The organism is Myceligenerans salitolerans, from assembly GCF_017349295.1.
Taxonomy (GTDB): domain Bacteria; phylum Actinomycetota; class Actinomycetes; order Actinomycetales; family Cellulomonadaceae; genus Myceligenerans; species Myceligenerans salitolerans.
Genome location: NZ_JAFMPK010000030.1, coordinates 16,660 through 35,662 on the forward strand (window position 1 = coordinate 16,660; position 19,003 = coordinate 35,662).

At 72.1% G+C, this 19,003-nt stretch carries 17 protein-coding genes; 7 read left to right on the forward strand and 10 right to left on the reverse strand.

The annotated features are described in order from the left end of the window. Window positions 1-41: 41 nt before the first annotated feature. The 8 genes from yjfF to J0911_RS07915 form a co-directional block, all read right to left on the reverse strand. Window positions 42-1,040: a galactofuranose ABC transporter, permease protein YjfF gene (yjfF, locus tag J0911_RS07880; RefSeq protein ID WP_207274909.1), complete on the reverse strand. Its 999-nt coding sequence runs from the start codon at window positions 1,038-1,040 to the stop codon at window positions 42-44. Beyond that, window positions 1,037-2,209, reverse strand: a complete 1,173-nt coding sequence (locus J0911_RS07885) for an ABC transporter permease (protein WP_207274910.1) — start codon at window positions 2,207-2,209, stop codon at window positions 1,037-1,039. The genes yjfF and J0911_RS07885 overlap by 4 nt, the downstream gene beginning before the upstream one ends. Then, window positions 2,206-3,741: a sugar ABC transporter ATP-binding protein gene (locus J0911_RS07890; protein ID WP_207274911.1), complete on the reverse strand. Its 1,536-nt coding sequence runs from the start codon at window positions 3,739-3,741 to the stop codon at window positions 2,206-2,208. The genes J0911_RS07885 and J0911_RS07890 overlap by 4 nt, the downstream gene beginning before the upstream one ends. Before the next feature lie 197 nt (window positions 3,742-3,938). After that, window positions 3,939-4,940 (reverse strand): ABC transporter substrate-binding protein, encoded by a 1,002-nt coding sequence (locus tag J0911_RS07895; RefSeq protein WP_207274912.1) that lies wholly within the window; start codon window positions 4,938-4,940, stop codon window positions 3,939-3,941. Between the two features lie 223 nt (window positions 4,941-5,163). Next, the gene (gene araA, locus J0911_RS07900; protein WP_207274913.1) at window positions 5,164-6,675 is read right to left on the reverse strand and encodes an L-arabinose isomerase; all 1,512 of its coding nucleotides are present in this window, start codon (window positions 6,673-6,675) and stop codon (window positions 5,164-5,166) included. A 139-nt stretch (window positions 6,676-6,814) separates the two neighbouring features. Beyond that, window positions 6,815-7,549, reverse strand: coding sequence for an L-ribulose-5-phosphate 4-epimerase (locus J0911_RS07905; RefSeq protein ID WP_207274914.1), 735 nt, complete (start codon window positions 7,547-7,549; stop codon window positions 6,815-6,817). Continuing rightward, entirely contained in the window at window positions 7,546-9,204 is a 1,659-nt protein-coding gene (locus tag J0911_RS07910; protein WP_207274915.1) for a xylulokinase, read from the reverse strand. The genes J0911_RS07905 and J0911_RS07910 overlap by 4 nt, the downstream gene beginning before the upstream one ends. A gap of 171 nt (window positions 9,205-9,375) precedes the next feature. Further along, the gene (locus tag J0911_RS07915) at window positions 9,376-10,470 is read right to left on the reverse strand and encodes a LacI family DNA-binding transcriptional regulator (protein ID WP_307864979.1); all 1,095 of its coding nucleotides are present in this window, start codon (window positions 10,468-10,470) and stop codon (window positions 9,376-9,378) included. 69 nt (window positions 10,471-10,539) lie between these two features. On the opposite strand from J0911_RS07915, the gene J0911_RS07920 reads away from it, so the two are divergent. The 5 genes from J0911_RS07920 to J0911_RS07940 all read left to right on the forward strand — a co-directional run bounded on the left by J0911_RS07920 (window position 10,540) and on the right by J0911_RS07940 (window position 14,719). Further along, a complete protein-coding gene (locus J0911_RS07920) occupies window positions 10,540-11,802 on the forward strand; it encodes a hypothetical protein (protein ID WP_207274916.1) in 1,263 nt (420 codons plus the stop codon). 67 nt (window positions 11,803-11,869) lie between these two features. Beyond that, complete coding sequence (gene proC / locus J0911_RS07925; protein WP_207274917.1) at window positions 11,870-12,685, forward strand: pyrroline-5-carboxylate reductase; 816 nt, start codon at window positions 11,870-11,872, stop codon at window positions 12,683-12,685. 68 nt (window positions 12,686-12,753) lie between these two features. After that, window positions 12,754-13,482 carry a hypothetical protein gene (locus tag J0911_RS07930; protein ID WP_207274918.1) on the forward strand — a complete coding sequence of 243 codons (729 nt, stop codon included), beginning with the start codon at window positions 12,754-12,756 and terminating at the stop codon, window positions 13,480-13,482. A 35-nt stretch (window positions 13,483-13,517) separates the two neighbouring features. Next, entirely contained in the window at window positions 13,518-14,093 is a 576-nt protein-coding gene (locus tag J0911_RS07935; RefSeq protein ID WP_207274919.1) for a DUF4352 domain-containing protein, read from the forward strand. Beyond that, window positions 14,090-14,719, forward strand: coding sequence for a hypothetical protein (locus tag J0911_RS07940; protein WP_207274920.1), 630 nt, complete (start codon window positions 14,090-14,092; stop codon window positions 14,717-14,719). The genes J0911_RS07935 and J0911_RS07940 overlap by 4 nt, the downstream gene beginning before the upstream one ends. Window positions 14,720-14,732: 13 nt before the next feature. Here J0911_RS07940 and J0911_RS07945 read toward each other — a convergent pair whose 3' ends face one another. Then, complete coding sequence (locus J0911_RS07945; RefSeq protein WP_207274921.1) at window positions 14,733-15,380, reverse strand: hypothetical protein; 648 nt, start codon at window positions 15,378-15,380, stop codon at window positions 14,733-14,735. Between the two features lie 186 nt (window positions 15,381-15,566). Here J0911_RS07945 and J0911_RS07950 point away from each other — a divergent pair, with 186 nt between their 5' ends. Next, complete coding sequence (locus J0911_RS07950; protein WP_207274922.1) at window positions 15,567-17,066, forward strand: DNA repair protein RadA; 1,500 nt, start codon at window positions 15,567-15,569, stop codon at window positions 17,064-17,066. Between the two features lie 106 nt (window positions 17,067-17,172). After that, window positions 17,173-18,255 (forward strand): DNA integrity scanning diadenylate cyclase DisA, encoded by a 1,083-nt coding sequence (gene disA / locus J0911_RS07955; RefSeq protein WP_207274923.1) that lies wholly within the window; start codon window positions 17,173-17,175, stop codon window positions 18,253-18,255. 5 nt (window positions 18,256-18,260) lie between these two features. Here disA and J0911_RS07960 read toward each other — a convergent pair whose 3' ends face one another. Next, on the reverse strand, window positions 18,261-18,959 hold the full coding sequence (locus J0911_RS07960; protein ID WP_207274924.1) for a hypothetical protein: 699 nt from the start codon (window positions 18,957-18,959) through the stop codon (window positions 18,261-18,263). Window positions 18,960-19,003 lie beyond the last annotated feature (44 nt).

The window sequence follows — 19,003 nt, forward strand, 5'->3', positions numbered from 1 at the left end:
CCGTCGTCCCGCACGAGGCGACGGCGACAGCCCGGCGGGTGTTACGTCTTGCGGAGGGAGAGCGCCCTCTGGAGCACCACGAAGACGAGCAGCAGCACCCCGATCACGATCTTGGTCCACCACGAGCTGAGGTTGCCCTCGAACTGGATGACGGTCTGGATGGTGCCGAGGGTGAGCACGCCGAGCAGCGAGCCCAGGACGAACCCGGTGCCGCCGGTCAGCAGCGTGCCGCCGATCACCACCGCCGCGATCGCGTCCAGCTCCATCGCCACGCCGTTCAGGGCGTAGCCGGACCGGTTGCCCATCGCGAACAGCAGGCCGCCCAGCGCGGCGCAGGTCCCGCTGACGACGTACGCCAGCACCTTCGTCCGCGAGACGGCCAGCCCCATCAGCATCGCCGAGTGCTCGCCACCCCCGACCGCGTAGACCGTGCGACCGAACCGGGTGTAATGCAGCACGACGAACCCGATCGCGACCACGGCCAGCGCGATCACCACGGCCGCCGTCGTCCGGAAGTGTCCCAGCCACGAGTCCCAGCCGGCGAGCGCCGTGAACGCCGGGTCGTCGATCGGGATGGACTCCGGCGCGATGACGAAGCAGAGCCCCCGTGCGAAGAACATCCCCGCCAGGGTCGCCACGAACGGCTGCACCCCGAACACCTGGATCATCACCCCGTGCGCCAGTCCGATCAGCGAACCGGTGAGCACGGCGACCGGGAGCACGACGGCGACCGGCCAGCCGGCCTGCAGCAACGCCGCGATGATCACCGTGGACAGCGCCAGCACGGACCCCACCGACAGGTCGATCCCGCCGGTGAGGATGACGAACGTCATGCCCACGGCCAGTGCGATCAGATGCGCGTTGTTGATGAACAGGTTCGAGTAGACGATCGGCGTGAGGAAGTTGTCGTATCGCGTGCCGCCGATCACGAGCATCAGCGCGAGGACGGCCAACGTGCCGAGGACGGGCAGGTACCGGCGGTCGATCCGGACGGCTCGCAGCAGCGGCCGGGTCGCCCTCTCGGGTGTGGTCGTGGTCATCGGGTGACCTCCCTCTCGTCGGTCGGCGCCTGGAGCGTCGCGCCCTCGTGCGCTTCCGGCCCCGCGACGGCGTCGGACGCCGGTTCCGTCCCGGCACCGGAGCCGTCACCGGACGGCGGCTCGACCGCTCCGCCGTCGTCGGCCGCCGCACCGTCCGGCCCGGCGGGACGACGGCGGAGCGCCGCCACCGCGAACCGCTCGCGCACCCGAGGCGACTGCAGGAGGGTGACCGTCACGACCACCAACGCCATGAACAGCGGCGTCACGTGCGGGGAGATGCCGAGCACCGTGACGGTGCGCTCGAGCGTGGCGATCACGAGGACCCCGGCGAACGTGCCGGACAGGTTGAACTTGCCACCGCTCAGCGCGGTTCCGCCGATCACGACGGCGAGGATCGCGTCGAGCTCGATGAAGATGCCGGCATTGTTGGCGTCGGCGGCCATCGTGTCCGCGCTGACGAGGATCCCGGCCAGACCCGCGAGCAGGCCGGCCGCGGCGTAGACGGTCCAGGTGAGGGTGCGGGAGCGGACGCCGGCGAGACGGCTCGCCGCCGGGTTGATGCCCGTGGCCTCCAGCAGCATGCCGAGCGCGGTACGCCGGACGACCACCGCCACCACCGCGAACAGGCCGACGGCGATCCAGATCGCGGTGGGCAGCCCGAGGAAGAACCCGGAGTTGAGGCCCTTGTACGGCTCACTGGTGACCGTGGTGATGAAGCCGCCGGTGATCAGCATCGCGACACCGCGGCCGGCGGTCATGAGGATCAGGGTCGCGATGATCGGCTGGATGCCGAGGACCGTGACCAGGAAGCCGTTCCACAGCCCGAGCAGCAGGGAGAGCCCCAGGGCGATGGCGACCGCGACGAGTACCGTCACCGGGCTTCCCGGGTCGGGGCTCGCACTGATGTACTCCAGGGCGACGGCACCGGAGACGGCGACGACGGCCCCCACGGACAGGTCGATCCCGCGCGTCGCGATGACCAGCGTCATGCCGAGCGCGATGAGCAGCAGCGGGGCGGCGGCGCGCAGGATGTCGACGGGCGCGCCGAACAGGTGGCCGTCGGTGACCGTCACCTGGAGGAACGACGGCTTGGCGACGGTGTTCGCCACCACGAGCACCACGAGTGCCGCCACCGGCCAGAAGAGATGATGTCTCAGAGCCTGTCTCATGCCGCGTCCCCCTCGGCGACGTTCCCTCTGGCGATCAGTTCGACGACCTGGTCCGTCGTCGTCTCCTCGGCGTCGACGGTGGCGACGACCCTCCGGTCACGCAGCACCGCGATGCGGTGGCTGAGGCGCAGGACCTCCTCCAGTTCGGCCGAGATGAACACGACGGACATGCCCTCGCCGGCGAGCTCCGCGACGAGCTTCTGGATCTCGGCCTTGGCGCCCACGTCGATGCCGCGGGTGGGCTCGTCGAGGACGAGCAGCCGAGGTGCGGTCGCCAGCCAGCGGGCCAGGAGCACCTTCTGCTGGTTCCCGCCGGACAGGTTGCGCAGGAGCGCCTCGGGGTTCGCCGGGCGGATGCCGAGCTGCTCGATGTACTTCGCGACGATCTCGTCGACCTGGCGGCGAGGCAGCGGGCGCACCCAGCCGCGCTCGGCCTGCATGGCGAGGACGATGTTCTCGCGGACGGTCAGGCCGTCGACGATCCCCTCGCCCTTGCGGTCCTCCGACGTGTAGGCGATGCCGCGAGCCATCGCGGCGCGGGGGGTGTGCAGCCTGCGCGGTACGCCCTCGATCCGGGTGCTTCCCGAGTCGGCGCGGTCCGCACCCGTCAGGAGGCGGGCGAGCTCCGTGCGGCCGGAGCCCAGGAGACCCGCCAGGCCGACCACCTCGCCGGGGTACACGTCGAGGTCGTACGGCTGGATGGAGCCCTTGCGGCCCAGGCCGACCGCCTGGAGCCGGGGCACCGTCCCCGCGGGGCGAGCGGTCGCCCCCTGCTTCCGCCCGACGGACTCCAGGACCTGCGCGGAGCGGCCGATCATGTGCTTGACCAGCTCACCCGCCGGCAGGTCGGAAGTGGCCCACTCGCCCACCAGACCGCCGTTGCGCAGGACGGTCATGCGGTCGGAGACCGCGTAGATCTGGTCCAGGAAGTGCGAGACGAAGAGGATCGCCACACCGTCGTCCCGCAGGCGCCGCATCACGGCGAACAGGCTCTCGACCTCGTCCGCGTCCAGGCTGGACGTGGGTTCGTCGAGGATCAGCACCTTGCAGTCGCCGACGGTGGCACGGCAGATCGCGACGAGCTGCTGCACGGCGAGAGAGTGGGAGTCGAGACTGGAGCCGGGGTCGATGTCCAGCCCCATGCGCTCCAGGTGCCGCGCCGCCTGCCTGCGCATCGACCGCCAGTGCAGCGCGCCGAGCAGGCGGGGTTCCGCGGCACCGAGCATGATGTTCTCCGCGACCGTGAGGTTCCCGCAGAGGTTGACCTCCTGGTACACGGTGCTGATGCCGTGGGCGCGGGCGTCGCCCGGCCCGGTGAACCTGCGCTCGGTACCGTCGACGGCGATGGTCCCGGAGGAGGTCTGGTAGACGCCGGTGAGCGCCTTGATGAGCGTGGACTTGCCTGCCCCGTTCTCACCCATGAGAGCGTGGATCTCGCCCGGATACAGGCGGAAGTCCACCCCTGCGAGCGCGGTGACCGGCGGGAACTCGACCGTGATCCCGGTCAGTTCCACGACTGGTTGCGTCGTCACGTTGAACCCTTTCTCGAGCGCCGTGTGATCCCGCCGGGGTCGGCACCCCGGCTTGCCGGCATGTGGGCCTGCCCCGGACGCCGGGGCAGCGGCTCCCCACGGGAGGGATGCCCCGGCGTCCGGTCCGGCCGAGGCAGCGCGCCGCAGGGGGACGCACCGCCTCGGCGGCTGGGTGGCCGGCCGGATCGACCTGTGGATCAGTACTGGCGGTCCGGAAGGGCTTCCTTCGCGGCTTCCTGGTCGAAGGCCTCGTCGTGCGTGACGATGCGCTCCTCGACGGGTTCACCGGCCACGGTCGCCTTGATGATCTCGGCCAGGTCCGGGCCGAGCAGCGGGTTGCACTCGACGATGTAGTTGAACTTGCCGTCGGCCAGGGCCTGCATGCCGTCCTTGACACCGTCGATCGTGATGATCTTGATGTCCTCGCCGGGCGTCAGGCCCGCGGCCTCGATGGCCTCCACGGCGCCCAGGCCCATGTCGTCGTTGTGCGCGAAGACCAGGTCGATGTCGTCGTGGGCCGTCAGGAAGCCCTCCATGACCTTCTTGCCGCCGTCGCGGGTGAAGTCGCCGGTCTGGGAGTCGATGATCTCCAGGTCGCTGCCCTCGATCGCCTCCGCGAAGCCCTGCTGGCGGTCGATCGCCGGCGCCGAACCGGTGGTGCCCTGCAGCTCGACGACCTTGTAGCCCTCGCCGTCGTACTGCTCGACGGCCCACTCGCCGGACCGGGCGCCCTCCTCGACGAAGTCCGAGCCGATGAAGGTCACGTACGCGTCCTCGACGGTGGTCTCCACCGCGCGGTCGGTCAGGACCACCGGGATGTCGGCGGCCTTGGCCTCCTCGAGCACGGCGTCCCAGCCCGTCTCGACCACCGGGGAGAACGCGATGACGTCCACGCCCTGCGCGATGTAGTTGCGGATCGCGGAGATCTGGTTCTCCTGCTTCTGCTGGGCGTCGGAGAAGCTGAGCTCGAAGCCGTTCTCCTCCGTGAGCGCGTCCTTGATGGACATCGTGTTCGCGCTGCGCCAGCCGGACTCCGCGCCGACCTGCGAGAAGCCGACGCTGATCAGCTCGTCGCCGCTGTCACCGCTTCCGGTGTCGCCGCCCGAGCTCGGCGGCTCGGAGCTGCACGCGCCGAGCGCGAGCAGTGTCACCGCCGACAACGCGGCCAGGGTGGTGCGAGCGAAGGTGTGTCGTGCCATGTCTCCTCCTCGAGAACCCGGTCGGCGTCGACCAGGGATGGTGCACTCGCGGGCATTTCGCCCGCCTGCACCCATGTTAGCGCTCACATGGCATCGAGCGGAAGGCAGCTCCGTCACGTTCGAGTAACGACAGCACCATGACCCGCTGACAGAAATGTCGGCTGGTTCCCCTCGACCCGAGGGGAACCAGCCGACCGTCGGGCCGCCCGCGTCCGGCGATCCGTCACAGCCCCCGGGCGAACCGGTAGTACGCCTGGTTGAACCGGACCTGGTCCGCGAACCCGCGGCGGGTCGTCGACTCGTCGATCACGAGCAGCTCCGTGTCCGTGATCGACGCGAACACCTCGAACGCCTCGATCCCGGCCGCCGTGGACATCACCGTGTGGTGCGCCCCGCCGGCCGTCAGCCACGACTCGGCCGACAGCTCGAACGACGGCCGTGGCTTCCACACGGCCCGCGCCACCGGGAGGTGCGGCAGATCGGCGGGAGGCTTCACCGTGTCGACCACGTTCGCCGTCAGCCGGAAGCGGTCCCGCATGTCCGCGAGAGAGACGACGACGGCCCCCTCCACCGCGTCGGCGTCGAACACCATGCGGACGGGGTCCTCCCGCCCGCCGATGCCCAGCGGGTGGATCTCCACGCGCGGCTTCGCGGTCGTGAGCGACGGGCAGATCTCCAGCATGTGCGCGCCGAGGATGAGCTCCGACCCCGGGGTGAGGTCGTAGGTGTAGTCCTCCATGAGCGACGCCCCGCCGGGCAGCCCTTCACCCATGACCTTCGCCGCACGTACCAGGACGGCCGTCTTCCAGTCGCCCTCCGCACCGAAGCCGTAGCCCGCGCCCATGAGGCGCTGCACGGCCAGACCGGGCAGCTGCCTGAGACCGCCCAGGTCCTCGAAGTTCGTGGTGAACGCCTTCGCGCCCAGACCGTCCAGGAAGGTCCGGAGGGCGATCTCCTGCCGGGCCGCGTAGCGCAGCGACTCGTGGCGCGCGCCACCGGCTCGCAGTTCCTCGGCGACGTCGTACAGGTCCTCGTACTCGGCCACGAGGGCGCCCACGGCGTCGTCGGCCACGGCGTCGACGGCCTCGACGAGGTCGTTGACGGCCCACGTGTTCACCGACACGCCGAACCGCAGCTCCGCCTCGGTCTTGTCGCCCTCGGTCACCGCCACGTTGCGCATGTTGTCGCCGAACCGCGCCAGCGTCAGCTCGCGCACGGCGGCGGCGCCGGCGGCGCCGCGCACCCAGGTCCCCACGCGCGCCGTCACACGCGGGTTCGACACGTGCCCCACCACCGTGGTGCGCGCCGCACCGATCCGGGTGGCCAGGTAGGCGTACTCCCGGTCACCGTGCGCGGCCTGGTTGAGGTTCATGAAGTCGAAGTCGATGGTGTCCCACGGCAGTTCGACGTTCGCCTGCGTGTGCAGGTGGAGCAGCGGCTTGGCCAGGGCGGACAAGCCGGTGATCCACATCTTCGCCGGGCTGAAGGTGTGCATCCAGGTGATGACACCCAGCACGCGGTCGTCGGAGTTCGCGTCCAGCATGGCGCGGCGGATCGATCCGGCGTCCTTGAGCACCGGCTTCCACACGACGCGCGCCGGCACGTCGTCCGACGCATCGAGCGCGCTCGCCACCTCCTGCGACTGCTCGGCGACCTGACGCAGGGTTTCCTCGCCGTAGAGGTCCTGGCTGCCGGTGAAGAACCAGACCTCGCGGTCGGCGTAGGGCTTCGACATCGTGAGATTTCCTTTCGTCGTCCGACGGCGGCCGGGCACGGTCGGCCGTGGGACCGGCAAGCCTGCCGGCCGTCCACGGGCCGACCGCTCACGCAGGTGGACGGTCACTCCGTGACCGACCTCACCCGGCACCGAGCGGTCACTTCTGGCCGTAGACGTTCTGATAACGGTCGTAGAGGGAGTCGATGTGCTTCTGCTCGATCGGAAGCGGGTCGCCGAGCTGGCGGGAGAGGTGCACCGCGCGGGCGACCTCCTCGCACATCACCGCGGCCTTCACCGCGGCGCGGGCGTCCTTGCCGATCGTGAAGGGGCCGTGGTTCGCCATGAGCACGGCCGGGCTGCGCGAGTCGCGGAGGGTCTCGACGATGCCGCGGCCGATCGAGTCGTCACCGATGATCGCGAACGGCCCCACCGGGATGGGTCCGCCGAACTCGTCGGCCATCATCGTCAGCACGCACGGCACGGCCTCGCCGCGCGCCGCCCAGGCGGTCGCGTACGTCGAGTGCGTGTGCACGACGCCGCCGACGTGCGGCAGGTGCTTGTAGGTGTAGGCGTGGGCGGCGGTGTCCGACGACGGCTTGTGCGCCGCGTCGTGCACCATCGCGCCCTCGAGGTCGCAGACCACCATCAGTTCGGGCGCCAGCTCGTCGTAGGAGACCCCGGACGGCTTGATGACGAGCAGATCGGCGCTGCCGTCGGCGGCCCCGCCGAGCTCCGCCGGGATCCGCACGCGTTGGGAAACGTTACCGGCCGTCCAGACGACGAGACCGTTGCGCGGCAGCTCGGCGTGCAGGTCGGACACGACCTGGCGGGTGCGGGCGATCTCCTCACGCACCTCGGGCGCGTAGTCGCTGAACTCTTCGGCGATGCTCATCCGGCGTTCTCCTCGGTGGTGGTCAGAGGTTTCACGGCCTCCACGGCTGCCCGCTCCGCGGCGAGACCGGCCGTGTACCGCTCGAGGTACGTGGCGAAGCCGGCGGTGTCCTCGGCCTCGGGCGTCACGACGTCGACCGCGGCGTCGGCGAACACCTCGGCCGCGAGGTAGTCACCGAGGCTCCGGCCCTCACCGGAGCGCAGGTAGGCGGCCAGGACGGCCATGCCCCACGCGCCGCCCTCACCGGCCGCCTGCCCGACGCCCACCGGTGCGCCGATGGCGGCGGCCAGCATGCGCTGGGCGACACCCGCGGTCCGGAACAGACCACCGTGGCCGAACATCGCGTCGATCTCGACGCCTTCGTCCGCGAGAACCCGCATGCCGAGGCTCAGTGTGGCGAACACGCCGTAGATCTGGGTACGCGCCAGGTTGGCCAGGGTCAGCCGGCTGTCCGGGGTGCGCACGATCATCGGGCGCCCCTCGGCCAGCCCGGCGATCGGCTCGCCGGACAGCTGGTTGTACGCGAGCAGGCCGCCGCCGTCCGGCTCGCCGTCGAGGGCCGCCCGGAACAGCGCCTCGAAGACGGTGTCGGCGTCGGACGGACCGCCGACGGCCGCCGAGAGCTCGCGGAACACCTCGGCCCACGCGCCGAGCTCGCTCGCGCCGTTGTTGCAGTGCACCATGGCCACGAGGTCGCCGGCGGGGGTGGTGACGAGGTCGAGCTCGGGGTGGTGCCCGCGCAGGGCGCCCTCCAGCACCACCATCGCGAAGATGCTCGTGCCGGCACTGATGTTGCCCGTGCGGGGCTCGACGGCGTTGGTCGCGACCATGCCCGTGCCGGCGTCGCCCTCGGGCGGGCACAGGGGAACACCGGGACGCAGGGCACCGCTCGGGTCCAGCAGCGCCGCGCCCTCGGGCGTGAGCGCGCCGGCGTCCGCCCCGGCGGGAAGGATCTCGGGAAGCAGGTCGGCCAGGCGCGAGCCGGTGTCCCCCGGCACCCTTGCGGCGACGAACTCGTCCAGCTTCGCGAGCATCCCGGCGTCGTACCGCCCCGTCACGGGGTCCACGGGGAACATGCCCGAGGCGTCGCCGACGCCGAGCACCTTGCGGCCGGTGAGGCGCCAGTGCACGTAGCCGGCCAGCGTGGTGAGGTACGTGGTGCGGGCGACGTGGGGCTCGGCGTCGAGCACGGCCTGGTAGTGATGGGCGACCGACCAGCGCAGCGGGATGTTGTACCCGAACAGGTCGGTGAGCTCGCGAGCCGCGACCTCCGTCGTGGTGTCGCGCCACGTGCGGAACGGGACGAGCAGTTCGTCGCCGTCGAAGGCGAGGTAACCGTGCATCATCGCCGAGACGCCGATCGCGCCGAACGTCCGGGGGCGGATCCCGTACTGCCGCTCGACGTCGGCCACGAGATCCGCGAAGCAGTCCCGGAGGCCGTCCCACACCGCGTCGAGCGGGTACGTCCAGTGCCCGTCGACCAACCGGTTCTCCCAGTCGTGGCCGCCGCCGGCGATCGGAGCGTGCTCCGGCCCGATCAGCACCGCCTTGATACGGGTGGAGCCCAGTTCGATCCCGAGGCTGGTCCGGCCCTGTTCGATCGCGTCCCGGACCCTGTCCGGACGCCGTGTCACCACATCGTGCTCCTGCGCCATGGGAAGATGTTAACGCTCACACGGCCGGACGACGAAACTCTGTCCCGCGAGGTCCCGCGCCGGCCACGGGCGGCCGCGGCCGACGGAGCAGACGGGCTGGTGAGCCCGCCGCCGCACGGTGACCGGCGCGTACCCGCCGTCGTGGCCGGCGCCGACCGCGCGGCGGTCCGCTCACGCGCCCTTTCGCGGCGGGGCCGTGGACGCGCGGACCACGAGTTCCGGCGTGATCAGCGCACCGGACGGCGACTTGCCGGCCACCGCCTCGAAGAGCAGCTCGACACTGCGCCTGCCCAGTGCGGCGAACGGCTGGCGGACCGTGGTGAGCGGCGGGATGAACTGGTCGGCGCCCTGGATGTCGTCGAACCCGACGAGCGAGACCTCCTCCGGGACGCGGAGACCCGCCTCCCAGAAGGCTCGCGCCAGGCCGAGGGCGAGTTCGTCGTTGGCGGCGAAGACCGCCGTCGGGCCGTCGCCGGCCAGGATCCGCTCGGCGAGGCCACGGCCGACCTCGTACCCGCGTCCGGCCGACCAGTCGGCCACGACGGGCTCCGGCACGGGAGCGCCGCGCTCCGTCAGTGCCGCGCGCCACCCCGCGACGCGCTGGCGCGCGTCGAAGAAGTCCTGCGGACCGGCCACGTGCAGGACCGTCTCGTGACCCAGGTCGAGCAGGTGCCCGACGGCGAGCCCGGCACCGACACCCTGGTCGACGGCCAGGGGGATGGTGCGCTCCACCGCCGACTCCCGCGCCGCGATGAGCACCACCGGGATGGCCGCGTCGAAGGCCGCGACGGCTCGCCCGACGTCGTCCTGCGGGGCGATGACCACGACCCCTTCGACGGCCTGGCTCATGAAGTGCTCCAGCACGTGGTCCACGGACTCGGCGTCGTACGAGCCGATGGTGGCCACCGAGGTGAACCATCCCTGCTCCCGGGCGGCCTCCTCGACGGCGACCAGCGTGCTGGTCGGCCCGTAGAGGGCGGAGGAGGTCGTGATCACACCGAGCGTGGCGGAACGCGCCGTGACGAGGGCGCGCGCGGCGACGTTGCGGCGGTACCCGAGCTCCCGGATCGCCTGGACCACCCGCTCGCGCGTCTCCGGCGCGACCCGCGGGCTGCCGTTGAGCACGCGGGACACCGTCTGATGGGAGACGCCGGCCCGGGCGGCGACATCGGCCATGGCGGGCCGGCGCGGGGACCGTCCGCCTCCGGATCCGTTCGCGGAGGGTTCCATGGCACGGCCGTCCGGCGCGGGTGGTTCGACTGTCACGCACCCGATCATGACCGATTTCCGGAGCGATGCATGCATGGCGTCCGGTTTGCGTCATTATGTAGCCCCATGAGGATCCTGCTGACCGCCGGAAGGTTGCTCGTCGCCCACTGGCCGGCGTTGCTCGCCCTCGGCTTCGCCGGCGTCGCGCTGCGGGGCGCGGCCTTCTGGGGAGCCCTCGAGGTCAGCAGGTGGAACGCGCTCGTCGCGCAGATCGTGCTGCTGGCGCTGCCGCTCGGACTGCTCCTGCCGGTCATCGCGATGCTCCGCGTCTGTTACCCGTCGCTGGGCAACCTGACGCGACCGCGGACCGCAGCGGCCCCGGAACGCCGTGAACAACCCCTGGCCGACGTGGCGCTGGCCGTGCTGATCCCCTTCCTCGCCGTGTACGCGATCGAGGGAACGATGGACGCCGACCACGCCCGGTACCTGAACGACGTCGCCGCCGACGAGTTGTTCGGCACCGCCATGTTCACCGACGAGGGCATCGACTTCTCCGGACGCCTCGGCCTGTGGACCGGGTGGACGCTCGTGGGCGTGGTGGTCGGCGCGGTGGTGCTGCGCTGGCTCCTCGGCGTGCTCGACCGCAAGGTGCACTTCCTGGGACTGACGCTGCTCGGCGCGGCGGTGGAGGTGTTCTGGAGCGTCCAGGCCGCCTACGACCTGGAATCCCTCGGCCGGGGAATGCTGTTCATGCTGCAGGACCGGGCGCTCGTGCACTGGTCCGTCGGGACGTACACCTCGGCGACGGAATCGGCACAGGGTGAGGCCGTGGCGGAGGCAGGGGCCGCCACCGCCGAAGGACTCGTCACGGTCGTCGAGTCGCTCGACGTGGTGATCGTCGCGCCCCTCGCCTGGCTCGCGATCGGAACGGTCGTGCTGGGGCGCCGGCTCATGGCACCACCGTCCACGGAGCACGCGTGGCTGGACCAGACGGCCATGCCCGCATGGCTGCGCAAGGTTCTCGCCGCCGTCACGCAGGAGCTGCGGGACCGCTTCTCGGCACTCGTGCAGGGCCTGAGGATGATCACGAGGGGCGGTATCGGCGCGATGCTCGTCTTCTGCCTGGCCTACCTCGTGGTGATGCGCGCGCCGGTGGCGGTGGCCTGGATCGTCCGGGCGATCACGGGGCCGGTCGACACCGACCTGTGGCTGCTGGTCATCTCGCCCTGGGAAGAGGCGGCCGGGACGGCGATCTCGCTCGCCCTGGCCGGCGCGCTGATCGCCGCCGCGGTGGACACCATGGTCGGGCGGGGCATGACGGTCGCGAGCGGCCCGGACGGGGACGGCGACGAGGAAGGCGCGATCCCGGGAACGTTCGTCGCACCCTGAGCGCGAGCCGGGGCGGACGCGCGAGTGGCGCGGTGAGGCACCCGCAGGTTCCTGCGAGGATGTCGGCATGACCGAACGCGTGGCGATCCTGGGTACGGGCAACATGGGCGAGGCGGTCCTCGCGGGTGCGATCGGGGCGGGCTGGTCGCCGGGCGACGTCACCGCGACCGTGCGCGCCACCGAGCACGGCACGGCCCGCGCGGCGTCGCTCCGCGAGCGCCACGGTGTCGCCACCACCACGGACAACGCGGCGGCGGTCACGGGGGCGGAACTCGCCGTCGTCGCGGTCAAGCCGAAGGACGTCCCTGCGGTGCTCGACGAGATCGCGCCCGTTCTCACGGCGGGCGCCGTGGTGGTCAGCGTCGCGGCGGGTGTCACGACGGCGGCGATGGAGCGGTCCCTGCGGCCCGGTACGCCGGTGGTGCGCACGATGCCCAACACGCCGGCGCAGATCGGTGCCGGGATCACCGCCGTGGCACCCGGAGCCGCGGCGGACGAGACCCATCTCGCGCTCGTCGAACGCTTCCTGGCCGGGACGGGAGACGTCGTCCGGGTCGCGGAGAAGGACCTGGACGCGGTGACCGCGCTGTCCGGTGGCGGTCCGGCCTACGTGTTCACCGTGATCGACGCGCTCGCCGAGGCGGGCGTGCACGCGGGCCTCAAGCGCGACGTCGCGTCCCGCCTCGCCCGGCAGACGGTGCTCGGTGCCGCACGGCTCGCCGTCGAGACCGGCGAGCACCCGGCGATCCTGCGTGAGCGGGTCACCTCTCCCGCGGGGACGACCGCCGCGGGGCTCCGCGTCCTCGAGGAGCGTGCCGTCCGTGCGGCCTTCCTGGCGGCGGTCGAGGCGGCTCGCGCCCGCTCGCTGGAACTGGGCGCCTGACGCCGCTGGTCACCACGGCGCCGGACCGTTGCCAATAAGTCCGTTGTGTCTCGGTACGATCTGGGGCCATGAAGCACGCCCGCAATGCCGCGCCCGGCCTCTCGGGGGTGGCCCGGAATCTCTTCGCGTCACTCGGCACCACCGGCAAGGTGGTCACCGGGGCCGTCGCCGCGGTGCTCGCCGCGACACCCTTCGGGGCCTGGAACGCGGTGGCGGACGACGCGGTCCCGCTCTCGGCCGGGACTCCCGTCGAGGTGGGGCCGTACGAGGTGCTGATCGAGAAGGTCGTGTCGACCAGGACGCTCGGCGACGTCCGGCCGCTCGACCCGGCCGACAAGCTGCTCGTCGTGGTCGCGGAGGTCACGAACACCTCCGATCTCCCGGCACATGCGTACCAGCTCGCCGACATCGTTCCCGCGCCGGTCGGAGCCGGGGTGGTGGACCGCGAGGGCCGGCCCGTGGCCGACGACGTCGCGACCGGGGACCGTCCGCTTCCGGATCGGTACAACATCGCCGACGCGGGGGATCTCGACGTCGTCAACCCCGGTGTGACCTACCGGGTCGCGCTCGTGTGGAACCAGGACGGGGACGCTGCTCCCGCGACGGCACGGGTGGACCTCGCCGGCCTGGACTGGATCGACGAGGGATTCGCGGGTCTCGACGACGAGTACTGGCTCCCGACGGACGAGATCACCCACAGCGGCAGGTTCGACGTCGAACCGCCCGGGTCCGCGGGTGATGACGGCGAGGCCGGTGGTGCGGACGGCGGCTCCGGGTCCACGGGGACGGACGCGTGAGCGGCCGCCGGTCTCGGTGGCGCACCATCCTCTTCGTGCCGGTTGCCATCGGTGCCGCGACCTGGTTCGTCACACAGGTGCCCCAGGACGCCGGCGTCGACCAGCCGTTCGAGGTGGAGGGCGCCGTCGGCGAGACCGTGCGTCTCGGATACGCCGACCTGACCGTGACGGACGTCCGCGTCGCACAGCGGATCGACGGTGAGGGGGTGGCGCAGGCCGGCGGTGTGTTCGTGGTGGTCGACGCCGTCTGGGAAGCCGCCGCACGCACACTGTCCATCGGCGGTGCCGAACTCGTGGACGCCGAGGAACGCACGCACGCCGCGACGGACCGATCCGGCTGCGCGACCGCGACGAGCGCCGCCCCGGCCTACGGGCAGCGCATCACGTACTGTTTCGACGTGGCGCCTGACGCCCTGGAGGGTGCACACGTCCGGCTCGGGCGCGGCGGCGAGGGCGAGAGCGGCGCGTTCCAGCGGCGGGACGCGGTCGCCGTCGTGGACCTGGGCCTCGACGAGGCAGCTCTCGACGAGGCAGGCGCGGGCGAGGCCCTGCGGGTCGAGGGACCGGCCCCCGTGGTCGACGCGCGCCCGGGCACGGAGGGGGACGCATGACGGTCTCGACCGACCGGAACGGACGCGGCTGGTGGCGACGGAACGGTGTGTGGCTCGCGGTTCTGCCGCTCCTGATCGCGGCGGCTGCCGCCGCGTGGTCCTTTCGCCTCGTGAACCTCTGGTGGCCGACCGAGCTGGTCGACGAGGTCGACCGGGCCGACGTCGGCGAGACCGCCCGTTTCGTCGGTGAGTACTACGACCTCGGACTGGTGGACCCGGGGCTCGCCAACACCTGGGTGACCCGGGAGGTCGACGTCCGGGTGCTCGACGTGAGGACGGCCGAAGGGCTGCCCCGGTCGGTGGTGGCGCAGATCGACCGGGTCCCCGACGGTTCGACGGCCTGGCGCGTCGAGCTCGAACTCACCGCCGAGCCGGGTACCGACCTGGGTTCGTGCCAGGTGATCCTCCTGACCGCCGACGGCACGCGCTACGGCGAGCGCGGCACCGGCAGCGATCCCCTGGGCCAGGGCAACCCCTGCATGCCGCCGGACTCGCTCGACTCGGTCGCACCGGAGGACGGGACCTGGCAGACGTCGACCGTGGTGCTCACCCGCGCCGGTGACACGCCCGACGAGGTGTGGCTCTCCTTCGGCAGCCCGCACTACGTCACGCTCGACCTGCCCTGAGGCCGCGCGCCGCTCAGAGCGGGAACGCGCGGTAGAACTCCTCGACCACCTCGGCGGGACCCTTCGCCTGAAGCACCGCCGTACCGTTGCGCCACGTCATGGTGCGTCGGCCGCCGTCGGCGGGGGTGAGTGCGTACTGGCCGACCACGTCGTCGCCCACCTTGACGTCGCCCGACTTCCTGGCCTCCCCGGCCGCCTTCACGAGCGCCTCCGCGGACGTCGTCGCCTCGTCGGCGCTCGGCCACTGGACCGCTGTGACCACGACACGAAGGTCCGCGCCGTCGGTGTACGTCGCCTTCCAGCCCTCGGTGGCCTCCGACTCCTCGGCGGCGTCGGTCTCCGTCAGTTCCGACAACGCGAACTGCAGGACCGCGGACGGAAGCGCCTCCTGGAAGGCGGTCTCGCCGTCGGGCCGCTGCATCGGCTTGACCGACGGCGTCGGGGGCGACGCCGTCACCGTGACGGTCGGCACCGGATCGGGCTCCTCGGCGTGCAGGAAGCCCGGCCACACCAGCCCCGCGAAGGCCAGCAGGGACACGAGCACCAGCAGCGCCAGCACGCCCACCACGAGGCGCCGACGACGGTACACCGTCGGGGACCTACGGACCCGGGGCCGCGGCTGCTGCGCCCGGCCGCCCGATCCCGCGCGCTCGTGGGTCATTGTCCTCTCCTCGAGTGAGACGTCCCGCCGGTCGACGGCGGCGCTACGAACCCTATGACGCGTGGCCGACACGCGCTCGCAGGCGCGCGGTCTGGAGGACCGTCCCGCCCCACGTGACCTCCACGGGGTGCGCGCCGGCGCGCACCGCGCCCGGTCTCCGGGTGACCGGCCACCGCACGGTCGTCGATGTCGGCCACCCCGGGTACCGTCCCCACCGTGGCGACGACGACCAAGCGGGCCAGACCCGCGTACACGTGCACCGAGTGCGGCTGGACCACCGTGAAATGGGTCGGCCGCTGCGGGGAGTGCCAGGCCTGGGGCACGGTGAGCGACTCCACCCCGGCCTCGGCGGGCCCCCGGACCGTCGCGGTGGCACCGACGCGGTCCGCCGCCCGGCCCATCGCCGAGATCGACGTCGAGGCCGCGCGCGCCATGCCGACGGGCGTCGGCGAGCTCGACCGGGTACTGGGCGGCGGTCTCGTCCCCGGCGCGGTCGTCCTGCTCGCCGGCGAGCCGGGCGTCGGCAAGTCCACGCTGCTGCTCGCCGTCGCCAGCAACTTCGCGACGGCCGCCACGGACGCCCCACCAGCGGGAGCCACGGCCCACGCCGCCGGAACCGCCGGCGCCGGTCGCGGCTCCTCGCGGGGCCGGAGCAGCGGGCCCCGTACCGTCCTGTACGTCACCGGCGAGGAGTCGGCGGGACAGGTCCGCCTGCGCGCCGAGCGGATCGGCGCGCTCGCCCCCAGCCTCCTCCTGGCCTCCGAGACCGATCTGGCCACCGTGCTCGGACACGTCGAGGCGGCCGCGCCCGACCTGCTCATCGTCGACAGCGTCCAGACGATCGCCTCGGCGGAGGTGGACGGCGCCCCGGGCGGTACCACCCAGGTACGTGAGGTGGCGGCAGCCCTCATCGCCGCCGCCAAGGAACGCGGCGTGCCCGTCGTGCTCGTGGGACACGTGACCAAGGACGGCACCATCGCGGGCCCGCGCACGCTGGAGCATCTGGTCGACGTGGTCTGCCAGTTCGAGGGGGACCGGCACTCACGGCTCCGCATGGTGCGCGCGGTCAAGAACCGGTACGGCCCGACCGACGAGGTCGGCTGCTTCGACCTGTCGGAGAACGGCATCGAGGGGCTGCCGGACCCGTCCGGCCTGTTCCTCTCGCACACGGGTGCGGCCGCGCCGGGCAGCTGCGTCACCGTGACGCTCGAAGGACGCCGGCCGCTCGCCGTCGAACTGCAGTCGTTGGTGGCTCCGAGCCCGCTGTCCAACCCCCGTCGCGCCACCAGCGGCGTCGACTCCAGCCGGCTCGCGATGATCCTCGCGGTGCTGCACCGGCACGCGGGGCTCCGGGTCGCCGATCAGGACGTCTACGTCTCGACGGTGGGCGGCGCGCGGGTCGCAGAGCCCGCGGCGGACCTCGCCGCTGCCCTCGCCCTGGTCTCGGCGCGGACGGAGGAACCGCTGCCGCCCGCCACGATCGCCGTCGGCGAGGTCGGGCTCGCGGGCGACATCCGGCCGGTCACCGGACTGGAACGCCGGCTCGGCGAGGTCGCGCGGCTGGGGTACCGGCGCGCCGTCGTGCCGGCGGGAACCGGCGTCACCGCGCCGGAGGGGATGGAGCTGCTGGAGGCACAGCACATCCGGGAAGCGATGGCACTGGCACAGGCCACCCGGGGCCGGTAGCGTGAACAGCGCGTTCATCCGGCCGGTCAGCGGCTTCCCACAGCCGTTCACGTCACGGCTTTGAAACAAACGGCTGCCGAGGCAACACACGACGTAGGATTTCTCCGTGGCCACGACACCGACGGAAGCAGACGAACTCCTCCGCGAGACCCTGGCCGCCGTAGCGCCCGGAACGGAACTGCGTGACGGGCTCGAGCGCATTCTGCGGGGCCGCACCGGCGCCCTCATCGTGTTCGGCCTCGACGAGTCCGTCGAGGAGATGTGCTCCGGCGGTTTCGAGCTCGACGTCGAGTTCTCCGCGACCCGTCTGCGCGAGCTGTCCAAGATGGACGGCGCGGTGGTCCTCGACCGTACGGCGGGCCGCATCCGCCGCGCCGCCGTCCAGCTCCTGCCGGATCCCACCATCGAGACCTCGGAGTCCGGCACGCGGCACCGCACCGCCCAGCGCGTCTCCAAGCAGACCGGCTTCCCCGTCATCTCGGTGAGCCAGTCGATGCGCATCGTCGCCCTCTACGTGGGCGGCAAGCGGCACGTGCTCGAGGACTCGGACACCATCCTCGGCCGCGCGAACCAGGCTCTCGCCACGCTCGAGCGCTACCGGGCCCGCCTCGACGAGGTGTCCGGAACCCTGTCGGCACTGGAGATCGAGGACCTCGTGACCGTGCGCGACGTGTGCTCGGTCGTGCAGCGCCTCGAGATGGTCGGGCGCATCTCCGACGAGATCAAGGGCTACGTCATCGAACTCGGCGTCGACGGCCGCCTGCTCGCGCTGCAGCTCGACGAGCTCATCGGCGACGTCGGCTCCGACCGGGAGTTCGTGATCCGGGACTACGTGCTCGGGCGCAAGGGACGAACGCTCGACCAGGTGCAGCAGGCCCTCGCCACGCTGTCGTTCCAGCAGCTCCTGGACCTGTCGCAGATCGGGCGGGTGCTGGACATGCCCGGCGGGGGCGACGCCCTCGACGCCGCCGTCGCACCGCACGGCTACCGCCTCCTGTCCAAGGTCCCCCGGCTGCCGAACGTCACGATCGAACGACTCGTGGCGCACTTCAGCAGCCTGCAGAAGCTCCTGGCGGCGAGCGTCGACGACCTCATGTCGGTCGACGGTGTCGGCGACCAGCGTGCTCGCGCGATCCGGGAGGGCCTGTCCCGCATGGCGGAGTCCAGCATCCTCGAGCGCTACGTCTGACGGTCCTACCGGTCCGTGCCCGACGGCGACGGGCTCGGCGTCGCCGACGGCTCGCCGCGCTTCGTCCCCTTCTGGTCCGACGACTTCGACGGGGACGGGCTCGGCTCCGGCGGTTCGGGCCTGGTCAGCTGCACCACCTGGCTGGCCGCGCCCTGGACGTCGGCCACCGTCACCCGTGCGCTGTAGACGCCGGGCTCGATGGGCTTGTCCACGCGCTCGCACCCGGGTGCGGAACGGACGTCGGACCACCGCACCTCCTGCGTGTCGACGGACCCGGAACCGAGCAGCAGCATGCGCTCGCCCGTGTCGTCGCAGTCCGCGGACGACCACACCCGCTCGGCGTCCGGCCCCGTCTCACCGGCCCACACCGTCACGGCGCGGTTGGTGTCGCCCCCGTCGACGAGACACGGCGTCGCGCCGTCGTTCCTGAGCGTCACGGTGAACACCACCGGCTCCCCCGCGGTGAAGGTGGTGCGGTCCGCCGCGAGCCGCACGTCCAGATCGTCCGCATCGCAGGTCCTGCCGTTCCCGTCCGGATCCGCCGGCGCCGGCGGATGGACCTTGGCCTCGCTCACGATCGGTGCCGGCTCCTGCGGCCACAGCGCGGGCACCACCAGAGCCCCCGCCACGACCACCACCGCGAGGACCACCACGACCACCAGGGCCCGGCGACGCCCGCCGACCCCCGCCTCCCTTGCCTGCACCGGCTCTCCCCACGGTCCCGACCACGATCGACGGTATCCACAGT